We start from the raw sequence: 20,645 nt of genomic DNA on the forward strand, positions 1-20,645 counted from the left end.
GGCGGGCTCGGCCTTCCGCCGAGCCCGCCACGCCGGCTCCATACCGGAGCCTGACCCCGTGTCACGCCGTCAGCGCTGCAGTGTCAGCAGACCCGGACGGTAGGGCAGGAGGCCGTAGTCGCCCCCGGAGTTGGGGCTGCGCCCCTTGCCGCACGACTTCCCGCCGTATACCGCGGTGTACTACTACTTCGGCAAGTGGCGCGACGACGGCACCGACCAGGCCATCCACGACCTGTTGCGCCGGCAGGTGCGCGAGAGCCGCGGCCGCGGCGAGGACCCGTCCGCGATCGTGATGGAAACCAGACCGTGCACGCCTCCACGAATGCGCCGCAGGAGACGACCGGGCTGGATCCCGTCAAGAAGAGCCGGGGCCGCAAGCGGGGCATCGCCACCGACGTCCTCGGCCTGCTCATCGCGGTGATCGTGGTGGCTGCGGACAACCCGTCGGTGACCAAGGGCTGGGCCGACGCCGGGTTCAAGAACGCGGTCATCGACCACGGCCGCACCCTGGGCATCGACATCGAGGTGGTCCAGCGGGATCCGCATACGAAGGGTTTCACGCCGGCGCCGAAACGGTGGATTGTCGAGCAGACCTTCGGCACCCTGCTGCTGCACCGCCGTCTTGCCCGCGACTACGAGACGCTGCCGGGGAGTGCCTGGATGGGGACCGTGGCGCCGGACGTCGGTACCGCCATGGCGATGTAGAAGATCGTGATGAACAGCCATCTCCGACATGAGCGTGCTGCTGAGGGCCAGGGTCTGTTCCCGGGTCGCCCGCAGTAGCGGGCTGTGGATCCTCAGCGTGCCCATGTCGCTGTGGATGTAGCCGAGGGCGTGGTCCACCTGGCCGCTGATGACATTGGCGGCGAGCATGCCGCAGACGACGAGGACGAGCGAGTAGGAGAAGGCACTCAGGCCCAGGCCACTGTGGGAGAGCGGATGCCCGTCCCCGACCTGTGCCACGGTCGGATCGGTCAGCAGCAGGAGCACGGCAACGGCCAGCTCCGCCTGAGCGGTCAGCTCCCTGCCTACCTGCGCATAGTCCGACTGGCCAGCACGGTGAGTGTCGGGCGGACGGCGTTGCGCGCCGCCTCGGGGCTGGTGAGTGCGGCGACGGTGAAAGTGTCGCGGGGCGACGAGCGCGCCGAACAGCTTGCCCTTGCCGAGCTCCTCCGTCACCTCCTTCTCGTCCACCACCTTTCAGTCGATCCTGTGTCCACCCTGGGAGGACTTTTGATCGACTGGACGATCCGCACTCCGAGGTCGGTCTGCTGCCACCGGCCTTCGCCCCCTTGTCCGCGCTGGCCAGCCGATGAGCAGCTTGTGGAGGTGACTGGCGGGGTCGATGTTGGACTGACGTAGAACACGGTGAACAGCAAGTGCCACGACGCCTACGACCACGTCGCTGACGATCCGCAGACGCTTCGCGCGCAGTACGCGAAGGCATGGATGTCACTCATTTCCAGCTCCCGTCCGGTGAAGAGCAGTTCAGCACGAGGAGTCGCCAGCGTCGTCGCAAGCCAGAGCATCACACCGATGGGGAGGTGTCCCCAGCGGACGCGGCCACCGGAAGCAGCGCCGGCCGCTTGGCCTGGCGGCCGTCGCCGGAGGAGCGGCCACGCAGGCGGCGGCCGACCCAAGGGCCGAGGAAGGTGCCGGCCCAGCGCACTTCGGCACCCACGGTCCTCCAGACAGAGATGTCTGTCCCCTCGGCCGGAAGGGGAAGGGTCCACTTGTCGTCGCTGCCCGGCAGACCGAGCGCCTGGGCCACGGCAGCCGCGATGCGCGTGTGTCCCAGCGGGCCGGCGTGCAGCCGGTCAGCACTCCACAACCGCGGATCGGTCGCCGCCGCGTGCGCGGCCGTCTCCGCCACCACCACGCCGTGGCGGTCGGCGGCCTCCCGGATGCGCGTTGAGTGCGAGAACACGGTGACCGATCGGGCGGGCCAACGGCGTGATACGCCCGACATCGGGAAACATGAGGGTCGCGACGGTGGCGCCCTGCGCGGTGAGGGCGGCGAACATCGCCTCGACATGGCCGGCCACCTCGTCGAGGTCACAGCCCGGGCGCAACGCATCGTTGGCCCAGCCACCACGGTGGCGAGGTCGGGCCGCATCGCGAGAGCCGGAGCCAGCTGCTCGGCGCGCACCTGACCGGCCTTACGGCCGCGCACCGCGAGGTTGGCGTAAAGCAGGCCGGGGCTGTGGCGGGCGACCCGCTCGGCGAGCCGGTCCGCCCAGCCCCGAAGACCACGGACGTCGTCGCCGTCCCCGAGCCCCTCGGAGTGACTGTCGCCCAGGGCGACATAGCGCAGATACCCACTGCTCGACACGGGGCCGCCCGCCTCTCGTCAACGCTGCTGATGGAAGTGGCACACGGCCATCGCTAAGCAACTAGGCACCTAGTCGCATTGTTGAATATGACGATAGCTGCGGGCTCACCTTCCTGCAAAGTGACGCCGCTCAGGCAGGAGCTGAGGCCGTCGAGGGCGGTCCACCGCCGCAGTCCTCCGCCTTGGTCCCGCGCCGACCTCACCGCCCATTTCCCTCTTCAGACCTGAGCACCGACCACGGTCTGCGCTGGCACCTGAGCGCCCGGGTCGTCAACGGCATGCACAACGGGGACGCGGTCGGCTTCACCACCGCCCGCCGTTTCGCGCCTAACCGCCCGTATCGGGTCGCCTTCAACGGTGGCGTCCACGGCCCGGGCGACAACGCCTACTGCCAGGCCGCCATGCCCCCGGCTCACCTCCGGCTCTTAAGAGCCGGGGACGGAGTTCACCCGGCCGATCCGGCCGGGAGGGCCCGCCGGCGGCGGCCGGGCGCTCGGAGCCGGCCCTGTCGAGGGGTCAGACGAGGGAAATAACGACCGACTTGGTCCTCGTGTACGCCTGCAGCGCCTCCGGCCCGGATTCGCGTCCGTAGCCGGACTGCTTGACGCCGCCGAAGGGCACGGCGGGATCGAGCATGGCCCAGTCGTTGACCCAGACGATGCCGGCGTCCAGTCGCGCGGCGACCCGATGGGCGCGCGCCAGGTCGGAGGTCTGCAGACCGGCGGCGAGTCCGTACGGCGTGCTGTTCGCCAGCGCGATCGCCTCTTCCTCGGTGTCGAAGGGCTGAACCGTCAGCACCGGGCCGAAGATCTCCTCCTGGACGGTGCGGGCGTCGTTGTCCAGGCCGGCGATGACGGTGGGCTTGAAGTAGTAACCGCCGTTGAGTTCCAAGCGCTCACCGCCGACGACGATGCGGCCGCCGTCCTCGACAGCCGCTTTCACGAAGCGCTCGACGTTCTCCACGTGCCGCTCGCCGGCCATCGGCCCGACGACGGTGGCCGGGTCGAAGGGGTCGCCGACGGGGACGGCCGGAACCGCGTCGGCGAGAATGCCCAGCGTGGTGTCGTACAGGGACCGGTGGACCAGCAGCCGGGGTCCGCCCATGCAGAACTGTCCGGTGTTGAAGACGAAGGCCTTGATGATCGCGCCGATCGCCTTCCCGACGTCGGCGTCCTCGAAGACGATGTGCGGCGCGTTGCCGCCCAACTCCATGGTGACCGGCTTGAGTTGTTCGCCGGCCGTGCTCGCCGCCAGGCGGCCGACCCTCGTCGACCCGGTGAAGGCGATCTTGTCGACGCCTGGGTGACGCACCAGTGCCTCACCCAGGACGGGGCCGCTGCCGGTGACGACGTTCACCACTCCCGCGGGAACGCCGGCGTCGGCGAGTATCTCCGCCATCAGCAGCGCGCTGAGGGGGGTCTCGTCGGCCGGTTTGTGGACGATGGTGTTGCCGGCCGCCAGGGCGGGGGCGACCTTCGACGTGCTCAGAATCAACGGGAAGTTGAACGGGGTGATCGCTCCCACCACGCCGATGGGCTCCCTGCGGGTGTAGGCGTGGGCGGGTATGGGGAGCTGCCGCGTGGCTCCGTCGAGGCTCTGCGCCAGCGCCGAGTAGTACTCGTACGTCTCGGCCACGGTCTCCACGTCCACCCCCCGGCTGAACGAGACGGGCTTGCCGACGTCGAGGCTCTCGACAGCGGCGATCTCGTCCGCCCGGTCGCGCACCAGGTCGGCCACCCGGTGCAGCACGCGGGCGCGCTCGCGGGCCGGTGTCCGGGGCCAGGGCCCCGCGTCGAAGGCCTCGCGGGCGGCGGCCACCGCGGCGGCGACATCCGCCCCGTCGGCCTCCGCGACCGTGGTGACGACTCTGCCGGTGGACGGGTCGACGACGTCGCGCCGCTCCTTGGACTCCGCGTCCCGCCAGGTTCCACCGATGAAGAGACTGCCGGGTTCGATGTGCGGTCGCGGCACGCTCATGGCCCGCTCGCCTTCTCGGTGCGGCGCGCAGCCGTCACCGTGCTCACGCCGGTCGCGCCACTGCGACCGGCAGGTTTTCGGATGATGTCCCAGCGGTGACCGCCTGGACAGAGAACCGGGAGGCGAGCGCCGGAAGTAAGGACGAATGACGTATCCCGGGCGCGACGTTCGGCCTTGCCAGGTCGGCCTGCTGTCGAATGGCCCGCCTCAACGGTCCGCGCTAGTACCGACCCGGCGGCTTTCCGTCCGATGGACCGAAGAGAGTCAGGACATTCGTCGCTGTACCCGAATACTTGAACTATCAAGAATTGAACCAGGCGCCCAGCCGAACCGGCGGCCCGTCTTGGTTTCAGTGGAAGGACGATCGATGACAAGCTCTCTCGCACGCAGGCAGGTTCTCGGCGCGGGCATCGCTCTGGGAGCGACCGCCCTGGTCGGTGGTACGGCACAGGCTGCCCCGGGCACCGCCAGATCCTGGCCCAAGGAGTTCTCGCTGCCCAACGGCTGGGGGCCGGAGGGAGTCGCGATCGGTTCCGCGCCGTACGCGTACTTCGGATCGATCGCCACCGGCGGCGTGTACCGGGTGAACCTCACGAACGGCAAGGGCAAGGTGGTCCACCGCGGCCTGGGACGCATGACGGTCGGGCTGAAGGCCGACTCCTGGGGGCGGCTGTTCCTGGCGGGCGGCAGCAGTGGTGAACTGCGGGTCGTCGACGCCCACAGTGGTGCGCTGCTCGCCAACCACGTGGTCGCCGGAGAGAACAGTTTCGTCAACGACGTCCTGCTCACCCGCGACGCCGCCTGGTTCACCGAGTCGTTCAGCGCACAGCTCTTCAAGCTGCCGCTGGGCAGGAAGGGCCGCATCGGCGCCCCGGAGAGCCTCACGCTGAGCGGTGACTGGGTGCAGTCCGGTTTCACGTCCAACGGCATCTCGCTCACCCCCGACGGCAGCGCCCTGCTCGTCACCAACGCGGCCGCGGACGGCGGCTCACTGATGCGCGTCAACCCCCGCACCGGCGTGACCAGCAAGGTCGACCTGGGTGACACAACGCTGCCCAGCGGCGACGGGCTGGTGCTCATCGGCCGCACTCTCTACGTGGTCCAGCCCAACCCCAACCAGGTGGACGTGATCCGGCTCAACCGGTCGGGCACTAGGGGCACTGCGATCGGAGTGATCAGGGACGACCGCTTCGACCTGCCCACTACGGCCGCCGCCTACAAGGGTCGGCTGTACCTTCCCAACTCCCGCTTCACCACCCCGGACCGGGATGAGAACACCCCTTACAACGCGGTGTCCGTGCCGTTGGTGTGACGTACGACCGGAGTACGGCTGGACCCCGCCCACTCAAGGCCGGCGGGGTCCAGCGGTACTCGCCGTTTCTATCCGTGCGTCGTGATGGTGTGCGCTTCGGTGAAGGAGAGCAGGCCGTCCGGGCCCATCTCGCGTCCGATGCCGCTCTGGCGGAAGCCGCCGAAGGGGGCTCGGTCGTCGCATGCGACCGCGTTGGCGTGGTTGATCCAGGTGGTGCCGGTGCGCAGCCGTTCCGCGAGGCCCGCCGCGCGGGCGGGGTCGGCGCTCCAGACCGAGGAGCACAGTCCCGACCAGTCGTTGTTGACCTGGTCCAGTACGGAGTCGACGTCGTCGAAGGGCAGGATCGGCAGGGCGGGGCCGAACTGTTCCTCGGTGACGATTCTCAGGCCCGGGTCGGGATCGAGGACGAGGGCGGGGCGCAGGAAGTGTCCTCCTGAGGAGGCGGCGTTGGGGGCCAGGGTACCCAGTTCGCGGATCTCGGCTCCGGCGTCGGCCGCCTCGGTCAGCATGGCGGTCACCTTGTCGCGCTGGGCGGCGCTGTTGAGCGGGCCCATGGTCGAGGCGGGGTCGGTTCCCGGGCCCACGCGTTGGGTGTCGAGGGCAGTGGCGAGCGCGTCGACGAGTTCGTCGTAGCGGGAGCGGTGGACGTACAGCCGTTTGACGGCCATGCAGACCTGGCCGCTCGTCAGGAACGCGCCCTGGACGAGCCGTCCGATGTGCTCCTGATCGAGTACGGCGTCATCGAGGACGATCGCGGGGTCGTTGCCGCCGAGTTCGAGGGTCACCGAGGCGAGGTTCTGCGCGGCGGCGGCCATGATCTGCTTGCCGGCGGCCGTGCTTCCGGTGAACACGATCTTCCGGACGCGGGGGTCGGTGAGCAGCGGGGCGACTGCTTCGTTGCTGCCGGTCACGACGTTCAGGACGCCGGCGGGGAGTCCCGCCGCGAACAGTTCCAGGGTGCGCACCATGGCCAGCGGCACGGTGGGCGGGGGCTTGACCACGGCCGTGTTCCCGGCAAGCAGCGCGTACGGCAGGCTCGCGCCGAGGATCGCGATCGGCCAGTTGAACGGGACGATGACGGTGACCACGCCCATGGGGAGCCGGTGGATGTGCGAGGTCAGCGGCGGGCCGTCGAGGTGCCTTACCTGGTCGAGGGAGTCGACCAGGTCGATGGCCGCCCGGGTGCGGGCGACGAAGACGCTCATCTCGATCTGGCTCTCGAGGGAGATCTTGCCGTTCTCGCGGGTCATCAGCGCTGCCCGGTCGGCCTCACTGCCGTCGAGAAGGGTGAGCGCCTGGCCGATGATCTCCGCTCGCCGGTGCGCGGGCATCGCCGCCCAGCTCGGGAACGCCGCGTCCGCGGCGGCTACGGCCGCCCGGGCCTGCTCGACGGTGGCTGCGGCGGCGTGACCGACGATCTGCTCAGGGGCCGCCGGGTTGTGGACGGCTGTCCAATCGTCGGTCTCGACGGTCCTGCCGCCGATGAGCAGTCCCGTCCGGACCGGCGCCGCCCGGGTCTCCGCCAGTGCTGTGGGGATTCTTTCGGACATACAACTCTCCAGAGGATCAGGTGTGCCCCACCGTTCCGTGCCACAGTGCCGTTACGTGCCACTGAGCGTGCAGGACGGGGATGACCAGGAAGCGGGAGAAGGAAGGATCTGTGACGCCTGGCGGACAATCATCCGCATGGCGGACAGTCTGAGGTCAGCGTCACTTCGGACGCTTGTCGGTGTCAAGCCCTTGGCTGCGGAAGCCTCGCGGTGAACCACTGTCCGCATCACGGACACGCATTAGGCTGACCGGTGGGAACCCGCAGCTCGACCGCAGCCGAGGAGTCACGTGCCACGCCAGGGAGCAGGACCGGACTTCATCGAGGCATTGGCCCGAGGGCTTGAGGTCATTGCCGCGTTCCCGCCCGGCCAGCCGCAGATGTCGCTGGCGCAGGTCGCCGGCGCCACCGGGCTCGCCAGGCCGACCGCCCGCAGGATTCTGCTGACCCTGGAAGAACTCGGCTATGTCCGCTCGTGCGAGTCGGGATTCGCGCTGACCCCCAGGGTGCTCGAACTCGGGGTGGCCTACGTGCGCTCCATGGGCTTGTGGGACATCGCACGGCCCCACATGGAGCGTCTGGTGGAGCGGACCAACGAGTCGTGCTCGGTAGCTCAGCTGGACGGATCGGACATCATCTATGTGGCCCGGGTGGCTGTCCCGAAGCTCGTGACCCTGTCGGTGCAGATCGGAACGCGCTTCCCGGCACTGCAGACCTCCCTGGGAAAGGTACTGCTGGCGGCCCTGCGGGCCGATGAACTGAAGCAGGTGCTCGCCGAGCCCTCGCGCTCCGGACTGACGCCGTGCTGGCAGCCCGCCCCCGGCGAACGCGACGCGGTCCTGCGCGAGGTGCGGGCACGCGGATGGGCGCTGACGGACCAGCAGTTGGCGCCCGGTATCCGGTCGGTCGCGGCCCCGTTGCGTGACGGCTCCGGTCAGGTCATCGCGGCGCTCAACGTCAACTGCCACGCGGCCGAGACATCGGTCGAGCGACTGGTCGAGGAGTATCTGCCACCGCTGTTGCAGACCGCGGGAGACATCAGCGGGGATTTCGCCCGCATCGCCGCGGTGCCTCAGACCTGAGAAGGAGCCCCGGCCCCTGCACGAGCCTGAGGACCGGGAGAGGGACCGCGGGCGCATCACGCTCCTTCAAAGGCTGCCAAGTCGAGGGGTGTGGGCCTGAAGTCCTGGAGCCGGTCGGCATAGGCACTGGAGAAGAGTTCGGCGACCGACTCGGCGGTCCAGCCGCCCTGCCGGAATCGCTCCTCGGCCTCACCGGGGTGCGTCCACAGGGCGATCCGGTCGCCCCCGGCGGCGATGGCCTGTCCGGTGACGTGGGCCGACTCCTTAGACGCCAGATACACGATCATCGGCGCCACGTCGTCCGGCGATCCGAGACCCTGCCGCCGGAGGGCCTCGGGTACAGGCTCCCCCGCGTCGACCTTCGCCACGAGGTCACCTATCCGGGGCATGGTCGCCACCATGCGCGTCAGCGCGGTCGGCACGATGGCGTTGACCGTGACGTCGATCTTCGCGAGTTCGACGGCCCAGGTGCGCGTCATCGCGACGATCGCGCCCTTGGAAGCCGAATACGCGGTCTGGCCGAAGCTCGCACGCTGCCCCGCCGGTGATCCCACCAGGATGAGCCGACCGCCCTCGCCCTGTTCACGGAAGCGGGCCGCCGCCGCGCGGCCGCAGGTGAACGTACCGCGCAGATGGCTGGTGACGACGAGGTCGAAGTCGTCGTCGGTGGTGTTGCGCAGGGTCCTGTCGCGCAGCGCACCGGCGTTGGTGATCATCACATCGAGCCGGCCGAACTCGTCGACCGCGCGCCGCACCAGCGCGTCGGCGAAGTCGGAACCGCCGACCGCGCCGACATGGGCGACGGCTGTTCCACCCGCGTCCGTGATGACGTCGACCGTCTCCGCGGCCACGTCGGCGTCCAGGTCGTTCACGACGACGGCGGCGCCCGCCGCCGCCAGCGTGCGGGCGTAGGCCCTTCCCAGGCCTCGGCCCGCACCTGTGACAATGGCGACTTTGCCGTCGAGCATGCTGTCCTCCTGAGCTGGGGGTCGGTACCCCTGAGCGTAGGAACGCTCCGGGCCCGGGAGGAACCCGCTGATGACGGCACCTGCGGCGGACCTGTGTCCTGAACCGCCCAGGACATCCGTCGCGGTCAGCCCTGCGGCGGGACCAGACCCTGCCGCACCGCGAACAGCGCGGCCTGGGTCCGGGAGGTGAGCCGGAGTTTGCGCAGGACGTTGCTCACGTGGGTGCGGGCGGTGCGCTCGCTGATCACCAGCTCGTCGGCGATCTGCTGGTTCGACCGTCCCTCGGCGACCAGTACGAGCACGTCGCGTTCCCGGCCGGTGAGCGAGGCCAGCCCGGTCGGTGGCGAAACGATCTCCTGGGTCAGTCCCCTGGCGACCGCGGGGTCGAGGAAGACCTCGCCCCGGGCGGCCGCGCGGATGGCGGCGACCACCTCACCCGCCTCCGCGTCCTTGAGCAGGTAGCCTGCGGCTCCCTGGGCGAGCGCCGCGTGGACGCGTTCCATCTCGCCGAAGCTGGTGAGCACCACGACCCGGAGACCTGGGTGGCGCTGCTTGATCACTCCGATCGCCGTCGCTCCGTCCATCCTGGGCATGAGCAGGTCGATCAGCACCACGTCCGGGAGTTCCTGGTGGGCGGCCATCGCGTCGAGCCGGGTGAGCGCCTCCTGTCCGTCGGCGGCCTCCGCAGCGACCTCCATGTCGTCCAGGACCTCGAGGTAGGCGCGGATCCCGCGGCGTACGACGGCGTGGTCGTCGACGATCAGGACCCGGATGGGGCGGGGTCCGGTGTCTCCGGAAACGGCACCGCCCGCGGAGTGCTCCGTGAGCCGTCCGGCTCCGTGTCCGGGGGCTCCGGCACCCGTACGGGCAGGGGTATGACGACCCGTACGGCCGTACCGCTCTTCCCGGATCTGATCCTCATGGCGCCGCCCCATCGTTCCGCCCTTTCCCGCATGGTCGTCAGTCCGTAGCCGTGGTCCCAGTGCGCGCCGGTCGTCCGCCCGTCGTCCTCTCCTTGCCCCGAGCCGCCGCGCCCGCCGGATGCCGCGAGTCCGCAACCGTCGTCACGGACGCCGGCGGTCAGGGTGTGGTCGCGTACGCCGAGGCGGATGGTGACGGTGGTGGCCTCCGCGTGTTTGACCACGTTGTGGATGGCCTCGGCGACGATCCGGTACATGTCCTCCGCCAGGTCGGGTTCGACCGCGTTCAGCTCCGCGCCGAACAGCAGTCGGAAGCTGAGACCCGTCCGGTTCTCGGTGCTCTTGACGAGTGCGCTCACCGCCTCTTCCAGGCCGAGCCGGGTGGAGGAGGTGGGTCGCAGTTCGTGCACCATCGCCCGAAGGTCGGCGAGGACCGTCTGCGACAGGGCCCCGACCTCCTCCGCGAACTGCCGGACCGCCTCCGCCGGCACCGGCCCGTCACGCGCCCCCAGCACTCCGACGGCGTTGGCCTGCATGCCGATGGAGAACACGTGCTGGACGATCGAGTCGTGCAGGTCGCGGGCGAGGCGCTGGCGCTCGTTCCGGCGGGCCCCTTCACGTTCGCGCTGCAGCAGCGTGGCGTAGTCGACGGCGAGCGCGGCCTGCTCCGCCATGGCGGCCAGGAACTCCAGCGTTCGGCCGCCGATCTCCTGACCGGGTGCGAAGTACGCGTTGAGCACCCCTTCGGGTCGGCCGCGCGCCATCAGCGGAACACTGACGAAGGAGTCCCAGTTGAGCTCCCCGAGGTAGGCGTGCAGCGGTTCCCAGGCCGGATCCTCGCGGATCTGGGCCCACCGGTGGGGGACGACGATCGGTTTGCGTTCCCGCAGGGTGTCCAGCATGCGCAGCCGGGCGCCGCGGTCGCGGCACTCCAGCAGCCGGTCGAGGAACGCGTCCCAGTGCCGTAGCCCCGCCGAGCCCATCAGCCGCAGTTCGCGGCCCGTGCTGTCCAGGATGAGGATCTGCACGCCGGCCAGGCCGTCGGTCTGGACGATCTGCCGGGCCACGGCGTCGAGGGTCGAGCCGAGCGAGCCCTCCGAAGCAAGTGCGATCGACGACTGGGCTATCGCCGCGATCCTGCGCTGCCGGTGCCACTCGTCGGTCACGTCGCGGAACGACACCACCGTGAACTTCGGGTCGCCCGGCAGGCCGCGGGCCCGGTAGGCGAACTCCCGGCGGGTCCCGGAGGCGGGCATCCAGTGAGCCACGCGCTCGTCCGACTGCTCCTCCAGCAGCCCTGCCCGGCACGCGCCGGTGGCCCCTTCCGCCAGCGCGAACGGGGATGCCCTACCGAGCAGGTCGGCCTCCTCGGGTGCGCCGCACATCGCGACCCCCGCGGGGTTGAGGCGGACGAACCGGCCGACGCAGTCCAGTACCGCCAGGCCGTCCGGCGCGACGGCGGCGACCTCGTCCCACCCCACGGGTGATGCGGACATGACCGACCTCCTCATCGTCGTCGTGATCGGCGGGCGTTGGACCCTGCTGTCGAAGTCCGCCGTGATGCCGATCCGACGCGTTGGATTCGCCGTGCCGGTTCGCCACGCGGATGCTCTGCGTCAGGAGAACGCGTCAGTCGGTGAGCGGACTGGGGCGACTCGCGATCGCCCCAGCATCGTAGCCCGGCGGATTCGGAGCGGATCTACGTCATTCGTCCTGTTCACCGCCCTGTCGAAGCGCCGAGCCGGTCGAGTCATTGCACGCGTTCCTCAAGGAGTGCGCCCCGCCTACGGTGAGGAAGAAGCGCCCCGTGGATCGCTGCTCCCCCGAGACATCCACGGGGCGCTCCGGCCGCGCCCGGCCGTGCGGTCTGCCCCCGCCCCGAGGACGAGGAGGTCCTGAGGTATGGACGTGTCCATCGGCACGATCTGGGAGGCGGTCTCCCGGGCCCTGCCCGACGCCGTCGCCATCACCGAGCCCGGACGTGACACCACCTACCGGGAGTTCGACGAGCGCGCGTCACGGCTGGCCGCCGCGCTGGAAGCGGCCGGGGTGCGCGAGGGCGACACCGTGGCCTGCTACCTGTTCAACGGTTCCGCCTACCTGGAGACGGTCTTCGCCGCCTTCAAGCTCGGCGCCGTCCCGGTGAACGCCAACTACCGCTACACCGGCGAGGAACTCACCGAACTCCTCACCGACGCCGACGCCGCCGCGCTCGTCTTCAGCGGCGCCCTGGCCGACCGGGTCACGCACGCCGCCGGACACGTACGCACGCTGAAGCTGCTGGTGAGGGCGGGCGATCCACCCGCCGACGGCCCGGCCGGTCCCTCTGTGCCCGAACTGGAAGACCTGCTGGCGGCCCACGCACCACGCGAGCCGCAGCCGCGGCCCGGATCGGACCGGCTCTTCATGTACACCGGCGGGACCACCGGCAAGCCGAAGGGCGTGGTGTGGCGGCAGAGCGATCTGCTGCACTCCCTGGTGGTCCCGATCTTCCATCCGCTCGGTGTCACCGAACTCCCCGCGACGCTCGACGAGGCCGTGGCCATCGCGATCGAGGCACACCGTGAAGGTCGTGCACCGACCACCATGCCCGTCGTACCGCTCATGCACGCCACCGGGCTGTTCAACACCATGGGCGCCCTGATGGTGGGCGGCCGGGCGGTCACCGCGCGGCAGGGCGGCCTCCATCCGGAGAACGTCTGGCGCACCATCGCCGCGGAGCGGGTCGAGACGGTCATCGTCGCGGGCAACGCCGTGTGCCGACCGCTCGTCGACGAGCTGGTGCGGGCGGAACAGGCCGGTACGCCGCACGACCTGAACTCCGTGCGCAGGGTCCTCAGCTCCGGCACCGCTCTCAGCGATGTGCTCAAGAGCGCGCTGCACGAGCGCGCCGAGGCCACGGTCATCGACGCCATCGCCTCCAGCGAAGGCGGTCCCTTCGCCTTCGCGATCACCTCGTCGGTACGCGACCTGCCCGCCCGATTCTTCCCCGTGCCCGCGACAAGAGTGGTCGGCCCCGGTGACCGGTTCGTCGAACCCGGCAGTGACGAGGTCGGGAACCTCGCCTACTGCGGGCCCATGCCCCTCGGCTACTACAAGGACACCGCCAAGAGCGCGACGACGTTCCGCACCATCGACGGGGTCCGGTACGCGATCCCCGGCGATCTCGCCCGGATCGAGGCCGACGGCGCGATCCGGTTCCTCGGACGCGGCTCCGGCGTGATCAACACCGGCGGGGAAAAGGTGCACCCGCAGGAGGTCGAGAACGTCCTGCTCTCGCACCCCGCGGTGAAGGACTGCGTCGTCGTCGGCGTCCCCGACGCGACCTGGGGAGAACGGGTGGCAGCCGTCGTGGCGGTCCCTCCCGGTACCACCGCCACCGGCGAGGAGCTGCGCGACTGGGTCCGGCGCAGCCTCGCCGGCTACAAGGTGCCGCGTTCCGTCGTCCTGACGGACGTCCTGCCGCGCACCCCCACCGGCAAGCTCGAAGTCGCCTGGGCCAGGAAGACGGTCCAGGACGCCGACGCGGGTGCCGGCGACGGAATGTGACAGTCGAGTGCCTGAAGCCCTGAACGGGAACGGCGGCAGGGCACATCGTGCCCTGCCGCCTCGCCGTGCCTCAGCTCGCGCGCTCCTGGCGGGCTTCGAGCGCCCGCAGCGCCTCCACCACGGTCGCCACCTGGTCCCGCATGGCCGTTTCGGCCGCCACCGGGTCCCCGGCGGCGATCGCCGCGCTGATCCGCCGGTGCTGGGGCAGCGACGCGCGGGCCCGCCCCGGGACCAGGGACAGCATGAACTGGTGCCGGACCACCTGGGCCCGCAGTCGTTCGACGACCTGGTTGGCGGTCTCGTGGCCGGCGATGTCGCGCACACCGCGGTGCAGACGGGCGTTGAGGTCGCTGTACGCCATCAGTTCGCCGTCGGCGACCGCCCGAGCCATGTCCGCACCGATCGCGCGGAGCTCCTCGGCCTGCGCGGGGCTGACCCGCTCCGCCGCGCGAGCGGCGATCAGGCCCTCCAGGACCATCCGCACCTCCGTCACCTCGACCGCCTCAGCGAAGGAGATCTCCCGGACGCGGGCGCCGCGGTTGCGCTGGATCTCGACCAGGCCCTCCGTCGCCGGCTGCCGGAGTGCCGACCGCACCCCGGAGCGGCCGGCGCCGAACTGTTCGCAGAGGTCCGCCTCGATCAGGCGCTGTCGCGGCACGTAGTCACCGCGCAGCAGCGCGGCCCGGATCGCACCGGTGACGTCGTTTTCCACAGAAGCGCTCACGGTGTGCGGTCCCCATCCATCACAGGTCCAGGGCGAGAAAGCCGGCGGTCAGTCCTGGTAGGTGACGCCCAGTTCGGCGAGCCTGGCACGGAGCCCGTAGTAGTCGACGCCCAGCGTCCCGGAGCGCAGGACCTCGCGCGTCGCTGCCTCCTTGGCGATCCGCTTCTCGGCGAGTTCCGCCGCTTCTCCGGCCTCGGCGAGGGGCACCACGACCACGCCGTCGTCATCGGCGACGATGACGTCACCGGGGTGTACGGACACCCCGCCCAGCGTCACGGGCACGTTGACCGAGCCCGGGGATGCCTTCACCGTGCCCTGGGCGGACACCGACCGGGCCCAGACGTGGAAGCCCATCTCCCTCAGCTCGGCGGTGTCGCGCACCCCGGCCGCCGTGACCAGCCCGATGACGCCCCGAGCGGCGAGGGAGGTCGCCAGCAGATCGCCGAACATGCCGTCCGTGGACGGCGAGGTGGTCGTCACCACCAGGATGTCGCCGGGCCGGCAGGCCTCCACGGCGGCGTGGATCATCAGGTTGTCCCCCGGGTGGGAACTCACCGTCACCGCCGGGCCGGCTATGCGCACGTTCCGCTGGTTCGGCCGCAGACCGGTCCCCGCGAAGCCGCGGCGGCCGATGGCCTCGTGGACGGTGGACACCCCGGCCTGCGCGAGCCGCGCGACGACCTCGGACCAACCTCTTTCGTCCCGCACTCCTCTCGCGAAAACAGCGCTGCGGAACCGGAGCTCGTACGGCACCGGTCGACGCACCCCTTCGCACTCGATCCCAAGGAGCCCCTCATGACCCACGACACGTCCACTCCGCCCGAGGGCGCGCTGCTGGTCGTCAGCGCGCACGCCGGCGACTTCGTCTGGCGGGCCGGCGGCGCCATCGCGCTGGCCGCCGAACGCGGTCAGCGTGTGAAGGTGCTGTGCCTGAGCTTCGGCGAGCGCGGCGAGTCCGCACGGGCCTGGCGGGACGGCCTGCGCCTCGACGAGATCAAGGAACTGCGCCGCACCGAGGCCTCCGACGCCGCGGCCGCGCTGGGCGCGGAGATCGAGTTCCTCGACGCCGGGGACTACCCGCTGCTGGAGACACCGGAGTTGGTGGACCGTATCGTGCGCGTGTACCGGGAGGTGAGCCCCGCGGTCGTCCTCACGCACACCCTCGCCGACCCCTACAACGGCGACCACCCGGCCGCCGCCCGCATGGCGCTGCAGGCCCGCGTGCTGGCCCAGGCGGTCGGCTACGACGCGCCCGGCGAACCGCTCGGCGCTCCCCCGGTGTTCTTCTTCGAGCCGCACCAGCCGGAACAGTGCGACTTCAAGCCCAACGTCCTGCTGGACATCACTCCGGTCTTCGACAAGAAGCGCAAGGCCATGGAGTGCCTGGCCGCCCAGCAGCACATGTGGGACTACTACACCGACCTCGCCAAGCGGCGCGGCGTCCAGCTGAAGCGCAACGCCGGCCCCAACCTCGGCCTCTCGCACGGGACCATGGGCGAGGCGTACGTGCGGCTCTACCCCGAGACGACGGGGGTGCTGGCATGACGTCGGCGACGCACATCTGGGTGCCTTTCCGCGACACGTCCCTGTTCGTGGAGTTCGCGCGGGGGGCGGACGACCCGGACGGCGCCCCGGGTCACCAGGAGCTGCTGACCGACGTCGTCCCGTCGGACGGCGTCACGCGGGACGACCGTTACGGCGAACCTCTGTGGCGGGTCGACGCCGAACATCTGCACGCCGTGGTGGAGGTCCTCTGGACCACGGACCACCCGCTGCACATCCACCTCGACCAGACCCCGCGGCACGTCCGGGAGCCCGGCGGGCGCGACGAATGACGTAGGCGGGTCGTGACCTTTCGCCGTCCGGGTCCGGTCATTAGCGCGACGACCTGCGCGTTCCCCCCCGACTAGCGTCGACCGTGCCACCGCACCACCGACCGTGCCGAGGAGATGACGCACATGACGAGCTCGTCGACCGCCGCCCTGGACGCGCTCCCGCTCGGGACGGCAGCAGCGGCGACCAGCCCGGCGCCACGCGAGACCGAGTACGACGGCACAGTCACCGTCCTGTCCCGGCGGACGGCGGCGGACGGTGTCACCTCATTGCTGCTCGCACCGCACGACGGTGTACCCCTGCCGCGCTGGCAGCCGGGCGCGCACATCGACGTGGTCCTCCCCACGGGCGCCGTCCGCCAGTACTCGCTGTGCGGCCCGGCGGCCGTCACCGACTGCTGGCGCATCGCGGTGCTGCGGGAGCCCGACGGACGCGGCGGATCGCAGTGGATCCACGACAACGTCCGCGAGGGAAGCGAGCTGCGGATACGCGGCCCGCGCAACAACTTCCCGCTGCGGCAGGCCAGGCGGTACCTGTTCGTCGCCGGCGGCATCGGCATCACCCCCCTGCTGCCGATGATCGCCGAGGCCGACGCGGCCGGGGCCGACTGGTCCCTGCTGTACGGGGGCCGGAGCCGCGCGTCCATGGCGTTCCTGTCCGAGCTCGAGGGCTACGGCGAGCGCGTGACCGTACGGCCGCAGGACGAGTACGGCCTGCTCGACCTCGCCGGTCACCTCGGTGAACCCTCCCCTTCCACCCTGGTGTACTGCTGCGGCCCGGCCGGGCTGATCGACGCGGTCGAGGCCCACTGCGCCACCTGGCCGGCGGGATCGCTCAACGTGGAGCGGTTCGCCGCGGCCCCGGGGCAGCACTCCGGTGACGGCGAGGGCGACGAACCGTTCGAGGTGGAGCTGCGCTCGTTGGGGGTGACGCTCACCGTGCAGCCGGGACAGTCGGTACTCAGGGCCGTGGAAGCGGCGGGCGCACCGGTCATGTCCTCCTGCGAGGAGGGCATCTGCGGGTCGTGCGAGACGGCCGTCCTCGAAGGTGAGGTCGACCATCGGGACTCCCTGCTCACCCCTGACGAGCGGGCCGCCGGCGACACCATGTTGATCTGTGTCTCCCGTGCCCGCGGCGGCCGCCTCGTCCTGGACCTCTGACCGGACTTCTGACCGGACTTCTGAAAGGAGAGAGCCGCCATGCTCACTCAGCACGTCCGCAACGGCTGGTACCTGGGAGCCTGGTCCGACGAGATCGGCCGGACCCTCACGCAGCGCTGGATCACGGACCTCCCGGTCTGCTTCTACCGGCTGCCCGACGGAACCGTCGCCGCGATCGAGGACCGCTGCCCCCACCGCAAGTACCCGCTGTCCCAGGGGCACTTGGACGACGAGGGCATCCTCCAGTGCGACTACCACGGCTACCGCTTCGACGGTCAGGGTGTGTGCGTCGGGGTCGCCGAGCAGGCCGACCGGCCCAAGGCGGCCCTGCGCCGCTTCCCGCTGGTCGAGCGGGACGGCGCCATCTGGATCTGGCCCGGCGCCCCCGAACTGGCCGATGAGAGCCTGCTGCCCGACACCTCGTGGCTCACCGATCCCGACTGGACCCACGTGCACGGCGTCGTCCCTCTGAAGGCCCGGCACCTGCTGCTCCTGGAGAACCTGCTCGACCTCACCCACGAGACGTTCCTGCACCCGACGAGCATCGGCAACGCCGCCGTCGCCGCCACCCCGATCGACGTGACCGTGGACGGCGACCGCGTCGGCTTCAGCCGCCGGATGGTCGGCATCGAGGCCCCGCCGTTCTACGAGAAGTCCTGCGGGCTGACCTCGCCGGTGGACCGCTGGCAGGACGGCGACTTCTACCCGCCGGGCATCTTCGTCCTCAACATCCGCGTCGCGGCCACCGGCACCGAGGAACCGGACGGCTTCCACATGAAGGTGCTGTACGGGATGACGCCGGGACGCGGCAACGAGACGCACGACTTCTACGCCCTGGGCCGCGACTACCTCATCCACGACGAGGAGTTGACGAAATTCCAGCACGAGCAGCAGCTCGCGGTGATGCAGGAGGACGTCGACGCCCTGGAGGCGCAGGAGGTGATGTACGCCACCGATCCGGGCGGCAATGCCGAGTCCAGCATCAGGTCCGACCTCGCCGCGCTGCGCGGACGCCGCGCGGTGGCGAAGATGCTGGCCCGCGAACAGCAGGGTGACAGCGCCCCGCGCACCAGGGCATCCGCATGAGCGGCCGCCACGTATTCGTACTCCTCCACGGAGCGTGGCACGGCGGCTGGGTCTGGCAGCGGGTGGCACCACTGCTGCGCGGGGCCGGGCACGAGGTGCACACGCCCACGCTGACCGGGGTGAGCGACCGCGCCCATCTCCTCACTCCCCAGGTCGGGCTCACCACGCACATCCAGGACGTGGTGGCGCTGATCGAGGCCCACGACGCCCGGGACGTCGTACTCGTCGGGCACAGTTACGCCGGTCAGGTCGTCACCGGCGTCGCGGACCGCATCCCGGACCGGCTGGCCAAACGGGTCCATCTCGACGCCTTCGTCGGCGACGACGGGGACGCGGCGATCGACCTGCTGCCCGACCGCATCGCCGGGCACTACAGGCATTCCGTGTCCGGGCCCGGCTTCGGCTGGCTGATCCCGGTGCGCTCGCTGAGCGTGCTCGGCGTCGAGGACCAGGTGGACCTCGACTGGCTCGGTCCCCGGCTGACCCCGCACCCGTGGCTGACGTACACCGAGCCGCTGCGGCTGACCGGCAAGGCGGACCAGGTCGCCGGTGTCTTCGTCGAATGCACCGACTGGATGCGGGTGTTCACCCCGCAGGCCGAACGCGCCGTCGTCCGCGGCTGGCCGGTCCACGAGATCGCCACCGGACACGAGGCCATGGTCACGGCCCCCGGTGAACTGGCCGAACTGCTGCTGGAGATCGCCGCAGCCTGACCCCCGTGAAGGAACGCCCGTATGGAATTCCTCGTCCGTACCGAGAACACCCTGCCCCCGGACACCCCCGACGACGTCCGCGAGTCCCTGCGCAAGGGCGAGCGTGAACGGGCCATGCAGCTGAGGGAGGCGGGCATCCTCAAGCGACTGTGGCGGGTCCCGGGCCGAGGCGCCACGATCGGCCTGTACGAGGCGGCCGATCCGGCGGAGCTGCACGACGCCCTGGTCTCCCTGCCGATGTGGAAGTGGATGGACATCACTGTGGAAGCGCTCGCCACCCATCCGCAGGAGAAGGCACCGTGACGGGTTCGGACGGCGACGGCTCCCGGGTCGCGGTCGTCACGGGCGCTGCGGGTGGCCTGGGGAGCGCCATCGTCCACAGGCTGACCGCGGACGGGTTCGCCGTCGCCGCACTGGACATCGCCGAACCGGACGGTACGAGCGGGGTCGTCCCCGGGGTACGGCACTGGCGCTGCGATGCCAGCGACCCGGCGGCGACCCGCCGGACGGTGGACGAGATAGTCCAGGCGTACGGCGGTGTGGACGTCCTGGTCAACAACGCCGGTCTGCTGTCCGGCCGGGCCAGTCTGCTGGAGACCACCCCTGAGGAACTCCACCGCTTCTTCGACGTCAACGCCGTCGGCCCGCTTCTCATGGTGCAGGCGTGCGTGCCGTGGCTGCGCGAGAGCCCGTACCGCGGGCGCGTCGTCAATGTGGCGTCCCGCACCTTCTTCACCGGCGCGCCGGGCCAGATCGCCTACGTGGCCGGCAAGGGCGCGCTCATCGGCATGACCCGGGTGATGGCGCGCGAACTGGGCGAGCACCGGGTCACGGTCAACGCGGTGGCGCCCGCCCAGGTCGCGACCCCCGGGACCCGGGCGCACTCCGGCGACGAGGTCTTCACCGCGACCATGCGGCAGCAGGCGATCAAGGAGTTCGTCACCCCGGAGCACTTCGCGGGGCTGGTCTCGTATCTCGCCTCCCCGGACGCGGCCATGGTCACCGGCCAGACGCTCGTCTGCGACGGCGGCGGACTCCTGCGCTGACCGACACGGCACACCATGGAAGGAGAGCAACGGGATGTCGTCCAGCAGCACGCCGAAGGTCCCCGGCACCTACGTCTTCGACGCCGCGGAAAGCCGCCGCGGACAGGCCCTGAACCGGCTCTGCGGTTCACTCAAACACGCCGAGAACCGGGCGAAGTTCAAGGCCGACGAAGCCGCCTACTGCGACGCGTACGGCCTCACGGCCGAGCAGCGGGACGCCGTCCTGCACCGGGACTGGAACCGGATGATGGAGCTGGGCGGCTCCATCTTCTACGTCTTCAAGCTCGCCATGGTCGACCAGAAGTCCATGCAGTACCTCGGCGGGGTCTTCACCGGCATGACCACCGAGGAGTTCGCACAGGCGCTCAAAGCGGGAGGGCGGAGCTTTGGCTGA

Annotated in this window: 20 protein-coding genes and 1 pseudogene; 13 read left to right on the forward strand and 8 right to left on the reverse strand. The window is 70.5% G+C overall.

Features of this window, described 5'->3' with window-relative positions:
* The first annotated feature begins 306 nt into the window (after positions 1-306).
* Complete coding sequence (locus tag GAS53_RS00005; protein ID WP_225858625.1) at positions 307-705, forward strand: hypothetical protein; 399 nt, start codon at positions 307-309, stop codon at positions 703-705.
* 111 nt (positions 706-816) lie between these two features.
* Positions 817-1,362, forward strand: coding sequence for a hypothetical protein (locus GAS53_RS00010; protein ID WP_151475269.1), 546 nt, complete (start codon positions 817-819; stop codon positions 1,360-1,362).
* Positions 1,363-1,528: 166 nt separating this feature from the next.
* Here the strand turns inward: GAS53_RS00010 and GAS53_RS00015 are convergent.
* Positions 1,529-2,332, reverse strand: a pseudogene (locus GAS53_RS00015) (SGNH/GDSL hydrolase family protein).
* A 516-nt stretch (positions 2,333-2,848) separates the two neighbouring features.
* Positions 2,849-4,309 (reverse strand): aldehyde dehydrogenase family protein, encoded by a 1,461-nt coding sequence (locus GAS53_RS00020; protein ID WP_151475270.1) that lies wholly within the window; start codon positions 4,307-4,309, stop codon positions 2,849-2,851.
* Between the two features lie 367 nt (positions 4,310-4,676).
* Between GAS53_RS00020 and GAS53_RS00025 the strand changes: the two genes are divergently transcribed.
* Positions 4,677-5,621, forward strand: coding sequence for an NHL repeat-containing protein (locus GAS53_RS00025; RefSeq protein ID WP_151475271.1), 945 nt, complete (start codon positions 4,677-4,679; stop codon positions 5,619-5,621).
* A 68-nt stretch (positions 5,622-5,689) separates the two neighbouring features.
* On the opposite strand, the gene GAS53_RS00030 is transcribed toward GAS53_RS00025, so the two are convergent.
* A complete protein-coding gene (locus GAS53_RS00030) occupies positions 5,690-7,171 on the reverse strand; it encodes an aldehyde dehydrogenase family protein (protein WP_151475272.1) in 1,482 nt (493 codons plus the stop codon).
* A 289-nt stretch (positions 7,172-7,460) separates the two neighbouring features.
* Here GAS53_RS00030 and GAS53_RS00035 point away from each other — a divergent pair, with 289 nt between their 5' ends.
* Positions 7,461-8,252 (forward strand): IclR family transcriptional regulator domain-containing protein, encoded by a 792-nt coding sequence (locus GAS53_RS00035; RefSeq protein ID WP_151475273.1) that lies wholly within the window; start codon positions 7,461-7,463, stop codon positions 8,250-8,252.
* Between the two features lie 56 nt (positions 8,253-8,308).
* Here GAS53_RS00035 and GAS53_RS00040 read toward each other — a convergent pair whose 3' ends face one another.
* The 3 genes from GAS53_RS00040 to GAS53_RS00050 all read right to left on the reverse strand — a co-directional run bounded on the left by GAS53_RS00040 (position 8,309) and on the right by GAS53_RS00050 (position 11,636).
* The gene (locus tag GAS53_RS00040; RefSeq protein ID WP_151475274.1) at positions 8,309-9,220 is read right to left on the reverse strand and encodes an SDR family NAD(P)-dependent oxidoreductase; all 912 of its coding nucleotides are present in this window, start codon (positions 9,218-9,220) and stop codon (positions 8,309-8,311) included.
* Between the two features lie 125 nt (positions 9,221-9,345).
* Positions 9,346-9,993, reverse strand: coding sequence for a response regulator (locus GAS53_RS00045; RefSeq protein ID WP_151475520.1), 648 nt, complete (start codon positions 9,991-9,993; stop codon positions 9,346-9,348).
* Entirely contained in the window at positions 9,981-11,636 is a 1,656-nt protein-coding gene (locus GAS53_RS00050; protein WP_225858626.1) for a sensor histidine kinase, read from the reverse strand. Before GAS53_RS00050 ends, GAS53_RS00045 begins: the two co-directional genes overlap by 13 nt.
* 406 nt (positions 11,637-12,042) lie before the next feature.
* Here GAS53_RS00050 and GAS53_RS00055 point away from each other — a divergent pair, with 406 nt between their 5' ends.
* Positions 12,043-13,689, forward strand: a complete 1,647-nt coding sequence (locus tag GAS53_RS00055) for an AMP-binding protein (RefSeq protein ID WP_151475276.1) — start codon at positions 12,043-12,045, stop codon at positions 13,687-13,689.
* 70 nt (positions 13,690-13,759) lie between these two features.
* On the opposite strand, the gene GAS53_RS00060 is transcribed toward GAS53_RS00055, so the two are convergent.
* Together GAS53_RS00060 and GAS53_RS00065 are read right to left on the reverse strand one after the other, a co-directional pair.
* A complete protein-coding gene (locus GAS53_RS00060; RefSeq protein ID WP_225858627.1) occupies positions 13,760-14,413 on the reverse strand; it encodes a GntR family transcriptional regulator in 654 nt (217 codons plus the stop codon).
* 48 nt (positions 14,414-14,461) lie between these two features.
* Positions 14,462-15,121, reverse strand: coding sequence for a 4-carboxy-4-hydroxy-2-oxoadipate aldolase/oxaloacetate decarboxylase (locus GAS53_RS00065; RefSeq protein ID WP_151475522.1), 660 nt, complete (start codon positions 15,119-15,121; stop codon positions 14,462-14,464).
* A gap of 87 nt (positions 15,122-15,208) precedes the next feature.
* Between GAS53_RS00065 and GAS53_RS00070 the strand changes: the two genes are divergently transcribed.
* The 8 genes from GAS53_RS00070 to ligA all read left to right on the forward strand — a co-directional run bounded on the left by GAS53_RS00070 (position 15,209) and on the right by ligA (position 20,645).
* The gene (locus tag GAS53_RS00070; RefSeq protein WP_151475277.1) at positions 15,209-15,958 is read left to right on the forward strand and encodes a PIG-L deacetylase family protein; all 750 of its coding nucleotides are present in this window, start codon (positions 15,209-15,211) and stop codon (positions 15,956-15,958) included.
* Positions 15,955-16,248 carry a hypothetical protein gene (locus GAS53_RS00075; protein WP_151475278.1) on the forward strand — a complete coding sequence of 98 codons (294 nt, stop codon included), beginning with the start codon at positions 15,955-15,957 and terminating at the stop codon, positions 16,246-16,248. Before GAS53_RS00070 ends, GAS53_RS00075 begins: the two co-directional genes overlap by 4 nt.
* A gap of 123 nt (positions 16,249-16,371) precedes the next feature.
* Positions 16,372-17,406: a PDR/VanB family oxidoreductase gene (locus GAS53_RS00080; RefSeq protein WP_151475279.1), complete on the forward strand. Its 1,035-nt coding sequence runs from the start codon at positions 16,372-16,374 to the stop codon at positions 17,404-17,406.
* A gap of 39 nt (positions 17,407-17,445) precedes the next feature.
* Positions 17,446-18,492: an aromatic ring-hydroxylating dioxygenase subunit alpha gene (locus tag GAS53_RS00085; protein ID WP_151475280.1), complete on the forward strand. Its 1,047-nt coding sequence runs from the start codon at positions 17,446-17,448 to the stop codon at positions 18,490-18,492.
* Entirely contained in the window at positions 18,489-19,205 is a 717-nt protein-coding gene (locus GAS53_RS00090; protein WP_151475281.1) for an alpha/beta fold hydrolase, read from the forward strand. The genes GAS53_RS00085 and GAS53_RS00090 overlap by 4 nt, the downstream gene beginning before the upstream one ends.
* Before the next feature lie 21 nt (positions 19,206-19,226).
* Positions 19,227-19,508: a muconolactone Delta-isomerase family protein gene (locus tag GAS53_RS00095; RefSeq protein ID WP_151475282.1), complete on the forward strand. Its 282-nt coding sequence runs from the start codon at positions 19,227-19,229 to the stop codon at positions 19,506-19,508.
* The gene (locus GAS53_RS00100) at positions 19,505-20,251 is read left to right on the forward strand and encodes an SDR family NAD(P)-dependent oxidoreductase (RefSeq protein ID WP_151475283.1); all 747 of its coding nucleotides are present in this window, start codon (positions 19,505-19,507) and stop codon (positions 20,249-20,251) included. The genes GAS53_RS00095 and GAS53_RS00100 overlap by 4 nt, the downstream gene beginning before the upstream one ends.
* A 34-nt stretch (positions 20,252-20,285) precedes the next feature.
* Positions 20,286-20,645 (forward strand): protocatechuate 4,5-dioxygenase subunit alpha, encoded by a 360-nt coding sequence (ligA, locus tag GAS53_RS00105; RefSeq protein ID WP_151475284.1) that lies wholly within the window; start codon positions 20,286-20,288, stop codon positions 20,643-20,645.

It is taken from the genome of Streptomyces albicerus, assembly GCF_008905045.1.
GTDB lineage: Bacteria > Actinomycetota > Actinomycetes > Streptomycetales > Streptomycetaceae > Streptomyces > Streptomyces albicerus.